A 14,672-nucleotide genomic window follows, 5' to 3' on the forward strand; every position below is an offset into this window, starting at 1 on the left:
TCCACCCACCCTCCGCTTCTGGACTTATTCGTGCTGCTCTTGGGGGGGGGGGGGGGGGGGGCACCCCCCCCCCCCCCCCCACCAGGGTGTGCTCCGCCTCACGCGGCCAGCCGCAGTTGCCCGACCGCCCGTCCGGGGGCTCCGTGACCAGGTGCCATGTACCGAAGCGGCGGCTCTTGCAGGTGATGTAGGGGCTGATAGTGGCCAGGTCCACCGGGTCGATCTCCCAGGGCCCTCGTCGATGAGCTCGTTGACGACCCTCGTGATGTCCGCGGCCGTATGAATGCCACTCCGAGCACCGAAGTTGGTCGCCCCGAGCCAAAAGCTGAGGGGTTCATCGGTCGCTGGGAGTAGGTCCTGCGCCTCAGGCGCGCTTCGCGCCTGCTTGGCTAGGGTCGGTCCTCATGGAGACCACAGGAATCATTCGTCGCCAGACGGCGGAGCGTGTGCGCGACGCTCTGGAGCGGCTCGTTACCGAGCGGGATGTATGGGTGTCGACGGCTCACCCTGATCACGGGCCGCACCAGGTGCCGCTGTGGTTCCTGTGGGATGGGCGAGCAGTGTGGATGTGCACCAGCGCCACCTCCGTGACTGCGCGAAACGTCCGCAAAGAGCCGCGCGTGCGCCTGTCGCTACCAGACACCTTCGACGTGGTGCTCCTCCAAGGTGAGGCGGAGTGCTTCCCGGACCAGGAGGTGCCCGGAGGCGCAGCGGAGGCGTTCGCCGACAAGTTCGGGTGGGATCCGCGCGTGGAAGAGGGTTCCTTTCTGTATGTACGCGTAGTCCCGGGGACTGTGCGCGCTTGGCGCGGCGAGCCAGAACTATCCGGGAGAGTCATCATGCGCGACGGGATGTGGCTGGAATAACGGCCGTCCCTCGCCGACGCGCCTCTCTCGAAACTCGCTCAGGCAGTTCGACACATAGGAGTGGCGCCTGCCATCCCCAGAGCATCATTACCAGGTCGGGCTGCCGACCAGGGCACATGGTCTCAGCTGGGGCGATGGCGTCTCGCCGCACGCCACATTCCGAATCCCGCCGCCGACGTCACGCTCCGTCGATGTCCGGCCGGATCTCGACCGTGAAGGCCGCGTCCTCGGCGCCGGCGCCTTCCTCGTCCTCCCAGACGATCACGCGCACGTGCCTCCGGACGGCGCCGCTGCGGTCCCACTCGGACACCAGGTCGGTGACGACAAGGGCGGCGACGTACTCGGCGTCCTCCTTCGGATCATCGGTCGTGATGGTCCCTCGCCAACGTCCGGGATGGTCGCCGTAGGGGCGCCAGCCCTCGGAGCCGTGCGGCTCGTCCACCCGGTACACCCAGTCCGTCTCGGTGCTCATGGAGCCGATCCTGTCACCTTCCCGGCGGTCGCCCGGTAGCCGGCTGCCCGGCTCTGCGCCGGGCACGGCGTCGGCGCCCATCCTGCCGGAGCATGTGGCGACACCCTCCCTCACGTCTGGTTCAGGAGGTGTGACCGAACCCGCTTGAGTGGATGGCACGCCCGTGGTGGTGGCGGCGGTGGCTGTCGGGCTCGCGGTGGAGTGCGACGAGAGCCGCGTCGTCGTTGAGGCGTCCGCGGGTATGGGCGAGCAGATCGCGTTGGATGTGGTGGAGCAGTGATGCGGGGCCGGCCTTGCTCCACTGGGCGGCCCGGGTCTCGAAGGGGTAGAAGCGGCCGGCGGCGTCGCGGGCTTCGATGACGCCGTCCGTGTAGAGCAGGAGGGTGTCGCCAGGCTCGAAGGAAGCCACGTCGATGGTGTATGCATCCGGTCCCGTCTCCGTGATCCCCAGGGGTGGCGCGGGGTGCAGGCTGGGGATGGTCAGGGCGTTACCGGGGCTGAGCAGCAAGGGAGGGGGGTGTCCGCAGCTGATCATGCGGATGATGGGGTCGTCGTCGGGGAGTTCCAGCAGCAGGGTGGTGGCAAAGCGTTCGCCGACCTCTGCGGGCGGCTCGAAGTCGGCCAGGTAGCGGGTCACGCTCTGCTCGAGGGTGGCGGCCAGATCGGGGAGAGTGGCGTGCCGGTGGGCGGCCTCGCGGAAGGCTCCGAGCAGGAGAGCGGCTTCACCGATGGCGGACAGGCCCTTGCCCCGCACATCTCCGATCATGATGCGCACGCCGCCGGCGATGCGGGTGGCCGCGTACAGGTCACCGCCGATCTGTGCCTCGTCCTCGGCGGCCAGATACAGGCAGGCGATCCGCAAGGAGCCCATCCGCTCCGGCAGCGGCCACAGCAGGCCGTGCTGCGCGGCCTCTGCGACCGACCGCACCTGAGCCAGCTGGCGCTGGTGTCGCTCGCGCACCATGCAGAAGAACACGATCAGGGCTGACAGCACCGCCAGGGCGAGGATCTGCACCAGCACATTGCGCGAGAACAGCACGCCGAAGTGCAAGCCGATGTATGCCTGCGCCGCCACAGCCAGGAACCCGATCAGCCCCGTCAGTCTGGGGCCGGCGAACGAGGCGGTGATCGCAGGGGCGATGACCAGGAGCGGGCCGAGATGGACGTCCTCCGGGACCAATTGGTCCACCATCGTGATCACCAGGATGAGCACGATCGGGATCAGCAACAGCGCGTGGCTCGACTGCCGTAGCTGCCGCACACCAGCCAAGCCGTGCCCGGCGTTCACATCTTCCAGATTCCCACCGTCGAGGACGGCTGACGAACAGGGACCGCTGTGGCCATCGCTGCGCCGAGTCACTCGCACGGCTGCTTCTGAGTGATCGTCCACGGTGGCCCGGATACGGCTTGCGGGGGTCGGTCGGCTGGCGCAGCAGGTAGCCGTCGACCGTGCCGTACTTCTCGGCGTACCACTCGATCGTCTCCCTGACCCGCGCGGGCAGGGGGACATCGCGGTCCCCCGCCTTCCATTGCTTGAGCGGCCCGTACTGGCGCGTTCGAGAGGACGACCTGCTCGGTGATCCGATACACGTCGTCGGCCACGATGTTGTTGAGGTTCACCGCAGCCGCCTCGCCATTCCGCAGGCCGCAGCCACTCATCAGGTCGACGATCGGCATGAACGCGTCGTCGCCTGACCGGAGCGGACCCTTGACGCGCCGGCCACTGAGGCGATGCGGCCGGGCATCCGGATTGGTCGCAGTCAGGTCCGCCGGATCCTGCTGGCCGAGGGGGTGCGAGCCCGTCGCCTGTGTGGACGCATCATCACCCGCGCGCACGACGGCGGCTGCCGTATCCTCCGGGCCGATGTCGGTGGTGACCTTCACATGTCAGGGTTACGCCGCTCGGCGCGCGTCTCCGCGGAAGCCACAACGTACTCTGCGAGCACCTGCTCGGCGGGGCACACCAGGCCTGCGGACGGCACGGCACCTCCGGAGCGGTCCCAGAGGGAGGCGTAGACAAGCCTGAGGACTACTCGACGGCGTCAATCCGGTGGCAGGTCCGCCGACGTGCCGAACAGCACCTCGGCGGCGACCTCCCATTCCCGGACCAGATCGAACCTCTGCGGCGCGCGCAACCACTGGATCTGCAGGCCGTCCATCATCGCCACGATGTGCCGGGCGAGCGCTTCCGGACGGTCGCTGAAGTCCCTGGCCAGGGATGCGAAAGCAGATATCGCCTGCTCTTGTCGCTTCACGAAGTAGGCGTGCGCGGGATGGCTCGGTGCCAACGACTCGGCCTCCAGCACGGTGAAGAGCCGTACGATCTCCGGCTGCTCCGCATTGCGCCGCATCGTCGCCGAACACAACTGCCGCAGACTGACTCCCTCGGGGCCACCGGCGGACCATTCGTCCGGGATCTCGTCCTCGCCGACGCCGAGTCGAGCGCGAAGCGATCGGGCGTCCTCGACATCCCGGTGTTCCAGCACCGCGACGAGCAAGCCGGTCTTGGAGCCGACGTGGCGCAGCACACCGGGAACCGTGAGCCCGCAGCGGTCGGCAACGTCCTGCATCGACAGGCCCCAGAAACCCCGGTCGGCGATCAGCGCGGAGGAAAACTCGACGATCTGGCGCCGTCGCTCGGCGGCCGGCAGTCGTGGTCGGTCACGCCGATATGCGGGCGCCCCCTCAGGCATCTTCGCCAAGGCCCTTCCTCGGACGTCATCGTTCGTTCCCGGACAACGCTGTGTCTGTTACTTGAGGACGCGTCATCACATCCACCGTCCCCTCATGGGTTCATCAGGCACTCTGCCGGTGGCTACCAGGGCGAATTAGTTAGTAGCTACTAGCTGGTGACTCATCTGGGAGGGGACCCTAGCCCTACCCGGCCGCCTCTACAAGAGACCCGTTCGCATCACAGCACCGAGGGCGACGTCCACTGCCTTCACAAAGTGAACGAACGCAGACTGCTTGACAGCCAGTCAGCTGCGCTGGCTTCATGTGTCGCGGCGTCAGCAAGCTGGGCGAGCTTGCACGCCGCGTTCTGGTACCCCCTCGGGGCAGGACTTCCCCCTGGGAGCAGCACCGACAGGCCGTCTTGGGCCGAGAATCCCTCAATTCATATCCGGAAGGAGCCCGGCGTCGGCTCTGCCGACAATGGGAGCGCTCCCAAGTGCCTGCAATGTCCCGTGCGCGTGCCGCAGACACCACCCGACCACCCGACCACCCGACCACCCGACCACCCGACGATCGAAAGGCTTCCGATGACCAGATCACACCTGATGCCGCGCCGTGGGGCCGCGGCAGTAGCGACAGTCGTGGCCTCCCTGTTACTGGTCGCCCTTTCCCTGACCGGCGCTTCGCCGGCGGCCGCGAACACCACCCTCTGCGGCAGGACCGACAGCATGACGGTCTCGGGCGGCAAGTACGTCGTCCAGAACAACGAATGGGGTGACACGATCCGCCAGTGCATCGACGTGTCGGACGACAGCTTCAAGGTCACCACCGGCTGGCACGACGTGGGAACCAGCGGCGCGCCGGCGGCGTATCCGTCGATCTACGCCGGCTGTCACTACGGCAACTGCTCCAGCGGCAACGGCCTGCCACTTCAGGTGTCGGCGTTCGGCAACCCGCAGTCCAGCGTGGACTTCTCCACCGCTGACGGGCAGTGGGACGCGGCGTACGACATCTGGTTCGACACCAGCCCCAACCCCTCGGGCCAGAACAACGGTGAGGAGATGATGATCTGGGCCAACCACGCCGGGTCACCCAGACCGTTCGGATCCAAGGTCGCCACGGTCTGGATCGAGGGCGCCAACTGGGATGTGTGGTACGGCCGCCAGGGCAACGGCATCGCCTGGAACACCGTCTCCTACGTCCGCCAGCAGCCCACCGACTCGATCACGGTGAACATCAAGGACTTCACCAACGACTCGATCAGCCGAGGCTATCTGTCGTCGGCGTGGTACATGACCAGCGTGCAGTTCGGCTTTGAACCCTGGGTCGGCGGCCCCGGACTGGCCGTGAACTCCTTCTCCTACGACTCGGGCGGCTCCGGCGGCGGTGGCGGTACGTCCGGCACGATCATCGGGCAGCAGAGCGGCCGCTGCCTGGACCTGAAGGACTGGGGCACGGCCGACGGCACCGCCGTCCAGTTGTGGGACTGCGGAACCGACTGGAACCAGAAATGGACGCGCACCGGCGGCACCGTCGTCAATCCGCAGTCGGGTAAGTGCCTCGACGTGACCGGCGGTTCCACGGCCAACGGCGCCAAGGTGCAGCTGTGGTCGTGCAACGGCACTGGTGCCCAGCAATGGCGCTTCAACACCAACGGCACTATCACGAACCCCCAGTCCGGAAAGTGTCTGGATTCCGGCGGCTCCGGCAACGGCGCGCTCCTGCAGATATGGGACTGCTACGGCGGCGGCACATCACCCAACCAGGTCTGGACTCCGCAGTAACACCATCCCGGTTTGGCGGGGCACCGGCATGGGCGTGAAGACCGTCCACGCAGGCGGGCGCCCCGTGACCACCCAGTGCGGTGGTCACGGGGCTCGCTCACGCCGCACATCATGCATATTGACAAACCCGCAAGTCAGGTGGTCTATCGCCGACTCTCACTCATTCTCGTCCGTGCTGGCACTGGCGGCGAGGGCACTGAGCCGTCAACGAGCCGCACACCCCGTGCACGGGACGGGGGCGAGCGTTTTCTTGGAATGCAGCGACGGAGAATGCGTGACTATGCTGGATTCAGCTTCATCGGGGACTTGAACCAGGGCGCAGGCTCCACCGGCCGCCCCACAGCCCGAGCGCACCGCGGCGCTCTTCAGCCTCGTGCGCTCGTCACCATGCGCTTCACGGACTTCCCAGGGAGTATTCCCATGGCTGCTCAGACCGCCTCAATCGTTCTTGAGCCAGAGGCACAGGAGCTCGCCGAGGCAACCTCGCAGCATCCTTTCCTGTACGAGCTGGATCCGACCGCAGCGCGCAAGGTTCTCGACGACCTGCAGGCCGCGCCGGTCGACAAGCTGCCGATCGACGAGGAGTGGGTCACCGTACCGGCCGCGGTGGGCGATGTACGGGTACGCATCGTCAAGCCGCAGGGCGTCACCGGAACGTTGCCCGTCGTGTTGTACATGCATGGCGGTGGCTGGGTCCTGGGCAACGCCGGCACTCACGACCGCCTGGTGCGCGAATTGGCGGTCGGCGCACGTGCGGCAGTGGCTTTCGTGGAGTACACGCCGTCGCCCGAGGCCCACTACCCCGTGGCCATCGAGCAGGGTTACGCCACCGCGCAGTGGATCGTCCGCGAGGGAGCGTCCAAGGGACTGGATGCACAGCGCATGGCGGTGGCCGGGGAATCGGTCGGCGGAAACATGACCGCTGCACTCGCCCTCATGGCCAAGGAACGCGGTGACGTCACGTTCGTACAGCAGTCGATGTACTACCCGGTCACGGACGCGGCCATGAACACCGGTTCCTACGACGAGTTCGCCACCGGGTACTACCTGAGCCGCAAGCTGATGGAGTGGTTCTGGGACGCCTACACGACCGACCCGAACGAGCGCGCGGAGATCACCGCGTCTCCCAACCGCGCTACCGTCGAGCAGCTCTCCGGTCTGCCGCCAACCCTGCTGATCGTCGACGAGGCCGATGTGCTGCGCGACGAGGGTGAGGCGTACGCCGCCAAGCTCCGAGCAGCCGGCGTTCCGGTGACCACGGTGCGCTACGACGGCACAGTCCACGACTTCATGATGCTCAACTCGCTCAGTCAGTCCAAAGCCGCCCGTGGAGCCATCGACCAGGCCACGCTGTTCCTGCGCAAGGCCCTCGGAACCGGCCAAGCCTAGATGCTGCGGCCAGGATGTCGTATGCGACGTCACGGTGAGATTTTGATCGGCCGGTCGCCTGGTCGTATTCGGTTGTATTCAGCCAGGTTGGAAGAATGCGAGCATTTGCCGGCTGGCGTTCGGCGACGCCAGGATTTCCTGGACGTGCGCGGACTGCCGGCCGGCAGCGCTGGTGCGTTGGAACATCTCGCGTTCGTATTCTTTGACGGCGGCGGGAAAGTCGTCCGGGTGCGCGGCCAGCGCGAGGCCGAGCAGAGCGCCGTCGAGCAGCGCCATGTTGGCGCCCTGCCCCACCGGCGGCATCAGGTGGGCGGCATCGCCGAGCAGCGTGACGTCTGGCGTCGACGGCCAGGTCAGGCCGACCGGGAGAGTGGTGATCGACCGCGGCAGGACCGTGTCGTCGCAGGCTGCGATCAGTGCGGTGAACCGTGAGTCCCAGCCGGTGAACAGGTCGATCAGCCGCACCCGGGCGGCGGGTGGGTCGCCGAACGGGATCCCACTGGTCGCGAACCAGTCCTCGGCGGTGTTGTAGAAGCTCAGGTAGACGCGTACGCGGCCGTCGCCGTTCCGCTGCGCCGACAGGGATTGTCCGTTGCCAAGTACCCAGTAGTTGCCGCGCCCGACCATCGCCGCGAGGTCGGGGTGGGTGCGATCGATGTCGGGAATACCGAGCTCAACGACGTTTTGGCCAGTGTGCGCTGGTCGAGCGTCGGTGAGCAGCGCGCGGACCCGGGAGTTCGCGCCGTCGGCGCCGACCAGCAGGTCATACGTCGCACTGCTGCCGTCGGCGAAGTGCAGCAGGCCATTGTCGGCGGATTCGAACGCGCACCCCCAGCGCACCGCGTGTTCGGGGAGAGAGTCCAGCAGCAGGGTGCGCAGATCGGCACGGTCGACCTCGGGTCGCTCGAGCGGGGCGTCGTCGGGCGTATCCTCCTGCAGCAGCAGGGTGCCGTCCGGCTCGAGAAGTCGCAGGTCCTGGCCTGCACGACGGGCAATCGCGTGGAACTGGTCGGTCAGGCCGGCCTCGCGCATCGCCCGCTGCCCGGTCCCGGAGTGCAGATCAAGCATGCCGCCCTGACCGCGCGCGCCGCGCGACGGTTCCCGTTCGTACACGACGGCGTCGATGCCGTTCATGTGCAGCACCCGGGCAAGGGCCAGGCCGCCCAGTCCGGCTCCTACGATGCTGATGGTCATGGTTGCCTCCGTTTCACCGTATTGCCTGCTCGCGGGAGATCGACCCGTGGTGCGCGCGGGCCACCACCGGCGGGGCGCCGAACCCGATCCCGGACTCGCCGATCGCCTCGGCCGGGTACCTGGCCAGCCGGCCGGCTCGGCGACCAGTTCGTTCAGCCGGGCGGTGAGGTGCTCGGCAAGCCGGCGGGAGTTGTGGAACTGAGCAGCAGGAGCAGCGACTCCGGAGTGGGTCGTCCGGCGGGGTGCGGAGGCACGCCCCGCGCTCGGTGGCCGGAGTGTCGCCGGTGTGGACGTCGGCCAGCGGCGCCCGCAGGTTGTGCTCGACGTCCACCGCCAGTGCCTTCAGCGGCGAGACATACAGCACCCGGCAGCGTGCCGGGGGATCCGCCGCACCGGGTCGGTGGCCGGCCGGTGCGGTGCCCAGAGCAACGCGGCCGATGTCTTGCCGGGGCCGGTCGGCGCGACTACCAGCGCGTGCCGGCCGGCGGTGACGGCCTGCCAGGCGCCGCGCTGCGCCTCGGTGGGCGCGACGAACCCGCCTGTGAACCACGCCCTGGTCGCCGGTTAGCGGCGACGCCATCGCGTCGTCGCTCACCACGCACCCGTCCTCGCCTGTCCCACCGACAGTTTCCGGCCCGCTGATCAGGCGGTTCACCGGCGGAGCCGGGGCGCGAGCACCGTGCGCACGGCCTTGGCCACGTTGCTCGCGGCGGATCCGCCCTCGTCCTCGGGCTCCGGTTCCAGCATGCGCTGGATCTGCAGCAGCAGCTGGTTGGTCGACCGCCAGAGCGGGACGAACAAGCCGGCGACCGGCCCGACGCCCTGGATCGGCCCGCCGGTCAGCTCGGTGACCTTTTTGGCGGCCGTGACCGTTGCCGTGTCCCGCAGGATCAGGTGCACCTCGTCGTCGACCAGCCGGATTTCCATCTTGCGCGCGGCGGCCTCCTCCGGGTTCGCGTCCGTGGTCGTCTCCGGATCCAGTTCGTCGATCTTGGCGGCGACCGCGTTCGGGTCGACCCCGAGTTCGCGCAGCACCCTGGCCGCCATGCTGTTCTCCGCCCGCAGCATCGCCTCAAGCAGGTGATGGCTGCCGACCGGTGCGCCACCGGCCAGCGCGCTGGCGGTGGACACGGTCTCCTCGGTGGCAGGTGTGCCGGTCGGCCATGGGCCGGCCGCGACGTCCTGCGATCCCTCCACTGAGGCCAGCACCGCGGCACGGATCTTGCTGATCGGATTGATCCGCTCGGCAAGCATCTTGGCGCCCAGACCCTCACCTTCCCTGACCAGGGCGAGCAGGATGTGTTCCGTACCGATGTAGGTGTGGTGCAGCTGCTGGGCCTCGCGCAGGGCGAGGTCCAGCGTCTTCTTCGCGCTCGGCGCGAACGGGATATGGCCGCTCAGGTCCTGCGTGCCGGGCTTGACCACCGCGGCGATGTCGGCCTGCGCCGTCTCCTTGTCGTACCCGAGCTGGTGCAGAACTTTCGCCGCCATGCCGTCCGGCGCATCGAACAGCCCCAACAGGATGTGCTCCGTGCCGATGTAGTTGTGCTTGAGCAGCCTCGCCTCCTCCTGAGCCGTGACGACCACCTTGCGGGCTTCCACGGTGAACCTTTCAAAGGGCATGGCTCCATGGTCTCAACCATGTCAATACACTGTTATTGATAGGGTCAGTGAAGGGAGGGTACGATGGAGACACCGTCGGACTGGGAGGGCCGGCTCGCGCGCTGGCAGAATGAGCTGGAGCTGTTCGAGCAGCTGGACGAGACGCCCTGGGTCACGCTGGCCAAGGCGGAAGCCGAGACCGGCGTTTCCCGCTCGACCCTGCGGTCCTGGTATCGCAATGGCGAGATCCACTCCCGACTGGTGGACGGCCCGAACGGGCCGCAGCGCCTGGTCCAGCTGGACGCGGTGATCGAGCGCGCCGCCGCGTCACCGCGCATTCAGCGCAGGGCGGAACGGGAAGTCAGCCTGGAAGCCCAGGTCACCTTGCTACGGCACCGGGTTGACCAGCTTGAGCTGCGGCTGGCCGCGCTGGAGCGCAGGTGACCGGCGCGACCAGCACCGTGCCGGCACCGAGCTTGGAGTGGGCCAAAAGCGACTGCTGCCTGCGGGGTTGATGCTGGACGGCGGCCGTAAGTCCATCCAGGCCATGGCCTCGCGGCCGCCGGACGGCAACGAACAGAGGCTGCAGCAGTTCGTGAACCAGCCCACCTGGGGTCCTGTGCCGGTGCAGGGGCGGATCTGCGAACGGATGCTGCCGCTGATCGAACCGGCGGCGTGGGTGATCAGCGATGTGTCGGTGCCCAAGGACGCCCGGCGCGGTGATCCCCACGCCCGCCGAGGAGGTCCTTCCGGCGAGTGCCACTTCCTGGGACGCGAGAGCAGGACGAAGGCGAGAGCCCTGTCAGCGGACGACGTCGAAGACCTGCTTCTGCAGACCGTTGGCGTAGGCCTCGTGCTCGACCAGCTTCAGCTTCTGGGTGTCCTTGTCCGTAGTGCTGAAGAGGCGCTTGCCCGCGCCGAGCAGGAGCGGGAAGACGAGCAGGTGGTAGCGGTCGATCAGGCCGGCGTCCGAAAGGGCCTGGTTCAGGGAGGCACTGCCGTGGACGATGATCGGGCCACCCTCGGTCTCCTTCAGTGCGGCGACCTCGTCGAGCGAGCGCACGATCGTGGTCTCGCCCCAGTTCGACACCAGGTTGTCCTTCGTGAGGGTGGTGGAGACGACGTACTTCGGCATCGCCTTGTAGTCCGCGAAGTCCTCCATGTCGGGCCACACGGGGCTGAACGCCTCGTAACTGACGCGGCCCAGCAGCATCGCGGTGGCTTCCTTCTGTTCCCGGCCCTTGATGTCGAACGCCTCGGGAAGGAACTCGATGTCCTTGAAGGTCCACCCGGAGTTCCGGTAGCCGGGCTCGCCACCCGGACCCTCCACTACGCCGTCGAGCGAGATGAATGCGGTGCTGATCAGAGTACGCATCTGAGGTTCCTCGGTTTCTCGTGTCCGGCTGGCAGCAGATTCGGTCGGTGCGCGCTTCGACCGCACTCGCGGCTGCTGCGCGCCAACCATGATCTATGACTGTGGATCACGGAGAAACTCATCGGCCGTCGCCGGTCCTTTCCGGCGGCCTTGGCCTCGGCACCCGGATCGCTTCCACGACAGACTCGAACTGAGGCGAATCACCGCTCTGCCGGGCAGTGATCACCACCGACAACGGCTTCTGTCCGTGGTCGGCCGGCGCCCGTCCGGGTCCGGTACCGTATGCGAACCTGACTCATCGGTGACTGCTCGTCAACCGCCGCCGGGATCTGTGCAGGCGAGCAGTAACTCCCCATACAGCATCAGAAACCCTGCCTTGGTCATCCCTGCGCAGGAAGCGGTCCGTCCGTGCACCCGACTACCTTCACGCGAGTTGGAAGATCCGTTCGAAACGGGGAGGGTGCATGACCAGCACGCTCAAGAAGTTCGCCACCATCGCGTCGTCGTCAGGTCTGCTGGCCGCAGGCCTGGTGTTCGGTGCCACGACCGGGGCCCAGGCCGCACCGGGCGGCCCGACCGGCTGTACCGCGTGGATCTCGCAGAGCGACGTCCACACGGCCGTGGCCATGTGCAAGAAGGGCAACGGCTACTGGAACGTCCAGGCCATCTGCAACAGCCCGGGCGGCGGCCACGGCCCCTACAAGGGGGACCCCGGCTACCGCACGCGCGGGATGGAAAAGGCGGCGACGCTCAACTGCGGCTCCGCCTACCCGGGCAACCTGAAGGTCGTCGACATCAAGGTCTGAGCCCACGGCCGGAACGCCCCTGCGCCGACGAAGGCTTGGGGTGGCCCGGGATGACCTGAGGAGCGGGGTGGCGCGCGGAAACATCGCGGGCCACCCCGCTCCCTCAGCAAAAGACGTGCACCAGAAGGCTCATGAAGATCTTGCTGGGGGGCCGTCCGGCCGTGGGCCGGGCGGCTCCTTTGGCTATGCCGGGGCCGTTGTGAGGCTCTGAAATGCAGAGCCGCCCGCGATCAGCAGCAGTCTGCGCGCCAACGTCCGCCGCTGCCGAGCGAAGAGAGCCCAGGCCTCGAGACTGCTCACGACGACGCCTGATCCGCCGTGGTTCCAGGGGTTCGGAACGGGGATGCAAACCCCCATTCGGGTGCGGCCATTCGCGCCCGGCAACCGGCGAAACGCACCGCCTCATCACTCACCCGAACAGACCAACCACGGAGCGCTGTCCCCTTGTCCCCACTGGCCTGTGCCCCATTCGGAGTTGCGTCCGCACGGGGGACATGAGTCCGTAGGTGTCGTGTCCTGCCGGATCTCACCATCAGGAGGAGACATGGGCACCAGGAACAACGGCCAGCCGGCCGAAAAGCTGAGCGTCGTTTTCACCGTCCGTGTGATCGAGGGCGGCGAGCAGGGATTCCTGGATCTGTACGACCAGCTCCGCAAGTCCGTGGCCCAGACCCCCGGCCACATCGTCGAGAGGCTGGGAGCACCCGTGGACGACTCCCGTCAATGGGTCATCACCAGCGAGTGGCAGACGGCCGAGCACTTCTTCGCCTGGCAGCAGAGCGAGGAGCACCGCGCGATGGTGGCTCCGCTGCGCCAGTGGGTCGACTCGACGCAGTCGCTGCGGTTCCGAGTCGTCAAGGAGACCCAGGGGGTGGCGTCATGACGCGCACCGCCCACGGCCCCGTCGCCGTACTCGGGCTCGGCACGATGGGCACCGGCCTGGCCGGTCGCCTCCTCGACCAGGGAATACAGGTCCGGGTCTGGAACCGTACCGCGGAGCGAGCCGAACCGCTCGCCAAGGCCGGCGCCTCCGTCGCCCCTCACCCCGCCGACGCCGTCGAGGGTACGAGCGCCGCCATCTGCGTCGTCGCCGACGGCGAAGCCCTCGGCTCCGTGCTGCACGGACCGAACGGCGTGCTGGCCAAGGGCCCCTACCCCGGCGCCCTGATCTGCGCCAGCACCGTCTCCCCCGAAGAAATCGTCCAGATCGCCGGGGACATCCCCTCGGTTCTGGACATCGGGATGCTCGGCAACGCCGACCACGCCCGCGACGGAGAGCTGCGGCTGTTCGCCGGCGGCGAGGAGCGGGCGTTCGACGCCTGCCGCCCGCTGCTGGAGATGCTGGGCAAGCAGGTCGTCCATCTGGGCGCACTCGGGTCAGGCATGCGGATGAAACTGTGCCTCAACCTGCTGATGGGCATAGAGGTGCAGGCACTGGCCGAGGCCACCGAACTGGCGGCCGCCTCCGGACTCGACCGGCAGCTGGTCCTCAAGACGATCGCGGGCAGCGGTTTCGCCTCGCCGGTCATGGCGTTCAAGTCGAGGCGCCTGGCCTCCCGGCGCTTCGAAGAGCCGGACTTCCGGCTGCGCCTGATGGCGAAAGACCTCATGCTCGCTTCCAAGCAGGCAGCAGCAGCCGGCCTGAGCCTGCCGCTGGTGAACGCCGCGGCAGAGACCCACGTCCGCGCCACCGAGCAAGGACTGGGTGACCAGGACTGTGCCGCGGTCACCCGCGCACTCGCACCGAAACCGGGAAACACGTGATCATCGACATCCACGGGCATCTCTCCCCACCGGAGGCGGCCAAACGCTTCCCCATGCCCCCGAGCCTGACCGACGTCGACGGCATGCTCGCCGCTCGTGCCGAGGCCGGGATCGACCTCACCATCATCGGCAGCCCCGTCGGCGCCGGAGCGATGGCGCGGGTACCGGGCGTGGACAACTACGCGCAACCACGCGACCGGCTGCGCAGTTTCCACGCCTGGATGTCGGGGCTGATCGGCAGGTTCCCGGACCAGTTGCGCGGCTATGTGTACGCCAACCCGTTCGGTGACGACGATCACCTCGAAGGGGTGCGGGAGACCCTCGCGGACCCGGCTTTCGTCGGGTTGATCACCACGTCCAGCGTCCACGGAGAGCTCCTCGGCTCCCCACGCGCCGACTCCTTCTTCGCGCTGGCCGCGGCGGCCGGGGTGCCCGTCCTGGTGCACGCGCCGGCCGAACCGGTCGGCACGGAAAGGGTCGACGAGATCGGCTTCGTCGAGCAGATCGGCCGGTTCGGCGACGTCACCATGGGTATGGCCATGATCGCGTTCGCGGGATGGCTGGACAAGTACCCGGATCTACGGCTGATCGGCGCGACCGGCGGCGGCGCGATGGCGCTGCTGCCGGAGCGCCTGCAAACGGCGGCGCGCCCCCGGCACTGGGCCGGGGGCGCGCCGCCCCCCGGGCGGGACCAGGGGCGACATGCGACGCCAGGGGGCAGAAGGGCGGGGGGTGGACAGGGAGTGG

Annotated in this window: 15 protein-coding genes and 2 pseudogenes; 9 read left to right on the forward strand and 8 right to left on the reverse strand. The window is 68.0% G+C overall.

The window, feature by feature from the left end:
- The first annotated feature begins 404 nt into the window (after positions 1–404).
- Positions 405–866: a pyridoxamine 5'-phosphate oxidase family protein gene (locus tag ACZ5DS_RS22375; protein ID WP_468241220.1), complete on the forward strand. Its 462-nt coding sequence runs from the start codon at positions 405–407 to the stop codon at positions 864–866.
- Positions 867–1,044: 178 nt separating this feature from the next.
- Here the strand turns inward: ACZ5DS_RS22375 and ACZ5DS_RS22380 are convergent, their stop codons facing one another.
- From ACZ5DS_RS22380 to ACZ5DS_RS22395, 4 genes are all read right to left on the reverse strand, one after another.
- Entirely contained in the window at positions 1,045–1,338 is a 294-nt protein-coding gene (locus ACZ5DS_RS22380) for a hypothetical protein (RefSeq protein ID WP_468241223.1), read from the reverse strand.
- A gap of 121 nt (positions 1,339–1,459) precedes the next feature.
- Complete coding sequence (locus tag ACZ5DS_RS22385; protein WP_468241225.1) at positions 1,460–2,626, reverse strand: PP2C family protein-serine/threonine phosphatase; 1,167 nt, start codon at positions 2,624–2,626, stop codon at positions 1,460–1,462.
- A 68-nt stretch (positions 2,627–2,694) separates the two neighbouring features.
- Complete coding sequence (locus ACZ5DS_RS22390) at positions 2,695–3,222, reverse strand: hypothetical protein (protein ID WP_468241227.1); 528 nt, start codon at positions 3,220–3,222, stop codon at positions 2,695–2,697.
- 158 nt (positions 3,223–3,380) lie between these two features.
- Entirely contained in the window at positions 3,381–4,031 is a 651-nt protein-coding gene (locus tag ACZ5DS_RS22395) for a TetR/AcrR family transcriptional regulator (RefSeq protein ID WP_468241292.1), read from the reverse strand.
- Between the two features lie 708 nt (positions 4,032–4,739).
- Here ACZ5DS_RS22395 and ACZ5DS_RS22400 point away from each other — a divergent pair.
- Together ACZ5DS_RS22400 and ACZ5DS_RS22405 are read left to right on the forward strand one after the other, a co-directional pair.
- Positions 4,740–5,795, forward strand: a complete 1,056-nt coding sequence (locus tag ACZ5DS_RS22400; RefSeq protein ID WP_468241229.1) for a GH12 family glycosyl hydrolase domain-containing protein — start codon at positions 4,740–4,742, stop codon at positions 5,793–5,795.
- Between the two features lie 420 nt (positions 5,796–6,215).
- Complete coding sequence (locus ACZ5DS_RS22405) at positions 6,216–7,184, forward strand: alpha/beta hydrolase (RefSeq protein WP_468241295.1); 969 nt, start codon at positions 6,216–6,218, stop codon at positions 7,182–7,184.
- A gap of 78 nt (positions 7,185–7,262) precedes the next feature.
- Here the strand turns inward: ACZ5DS_RS22405 and ACZ5DS_RS22410 are convergent, their stop codons facing one another.
- The 3 genes and pseudogenes from ACZ5DS_RS22410 to ACZ5DS_RS22420 form a co-directional block, all read right to left on the reverse strand.
- Positions 7,263–8,378, reverse strand: coding sequence for an FAD-dependent oxidoreductase (locus tag ACZ5DS_RS22410; protein WP_468241231.1), 1,116 nt, complete (start codon positions 8,376–8,378; stop codon positions 7,263–7,265).
- A 197-nt stretch (positions 8,379–8,575) separates the two neighbouring features.
- Positions 8,576–8,942 (reverse strand): annotated as a pseudogene (locus ACZ5DS_RS22415) (DEAD/DEAH box helicase); the annotation flags it as partial.
- Between the two features lie 87 nt (positions 8,943–9,029).
- Positions 9,030–10,001: a Clp protease N-terminal domain-containing protein gene (locus tag ACZ5DS_RS22420; RefSeq protein ID WP_468241233.1), complete on the reverse strand. Its 972-nt coding sequence runs from the start codon at positions 9,999–10,001 to the stop codon at positions 9,030–9,032.
- Between the two features lie 63 nt (positions 10,002–10,064).
- Here ACZ5DS_RS22420 and ACZ5DS_RS22425 point away from each other — a divergent pair, with 63 nt between their 5' ends.
- Positions 10,065–10,424, forward strand: a complete 360-nt coding sequence (locus ACZ5DS_RS22425; RefSeq protein WP_468241235.1) for an excisionase — start codon at positions 10,065–10,067, stop codon at positions 10,422–10,424.
- A 41-nt stretch (positions 10,425–10,465) separates the two neighbouring features.
- Positions 10,466–10,693, forward strand: a pseudogene (locus ACZ5DS_RS22430) (transposase); the annotation flags it as partial.
- A gap of 89 nt (positions 10,694–10,782) precedes the next feature.
- Here the strand turns inward: ACZ5DS_RS22430 and ACZ5DS_RS22435 are convergent.
- Complete coding sequence (locus tag ACZ5DS_RS22435; protein WP_468241238.1) at positions 10,783–11,355, reverse strand: dihydrofolate reductase family protein; 573 nt, start codon at positions 11,353–11,355, stop codon at positions 10,783–10,785.
- A gap of 464 nt (positions 11,356–11,819) precedes the next feature.
- On the opposite strand from ACZ5DS_RS22435, the gene ACZ5DS_RS22440 reads away from it, so the two are divergent.
- From ACZ5DS_RS22440 to ACZ5DS_RS22455, 4 genes are all read left to right on the forward strand, one after another.
- A complete protein-coding gene (locus ACZ5DS_RS22440) occupies positions 11,820–12,161 on the forward strand; it encodes a hypothetical protein (RefSeq protein WP_468241240.1) in 342 nt (113 codons plus the stop codon).
- Between the two features lie 544 nt (positions 12,162–12,705).
- Positions 12,706–13,044, forward strand: coding sequence for an antibiotic biosynthesis monooxygenase family protein (locus tag ACZ5DS_RS22445; RefSeq protein ID WP_468241242.1), 339 nt, complete (start codon positions 12,706–12,708; stop codon positions 13,042–13,044).
- Positions 13,041–13,925, forward strand: a complete 885-nt coding sequence (locus ACZ5DS_RS22450) for an NAD(P)-dependent oxidoreductase (protein WP_468241244.1) — start codon at positions 13,041–13,043, stop codon at positions 13,923–13,925. Before ACZ5DS_RS22445 ends, ACZ5DS_RS22450 begins: the two co-directional genes overlap by 4 nt.
- A partial coding sequence (locus tag ACZ5DS_RS22455; RefSeq protein ID WP_468241247.1) for an amidohydrolase family protein occupies positions 13,922–14,672 on the forward strand: 751 nt, incomplete at its 3' end. The genes ACZ5DS_RS22450 and ACZ5DS_RS22455, both read left to right, overlap by 4 nt.

It is taken from the genome of Streptomyces sp. NPDC031100, assembly GCF_055570785.1.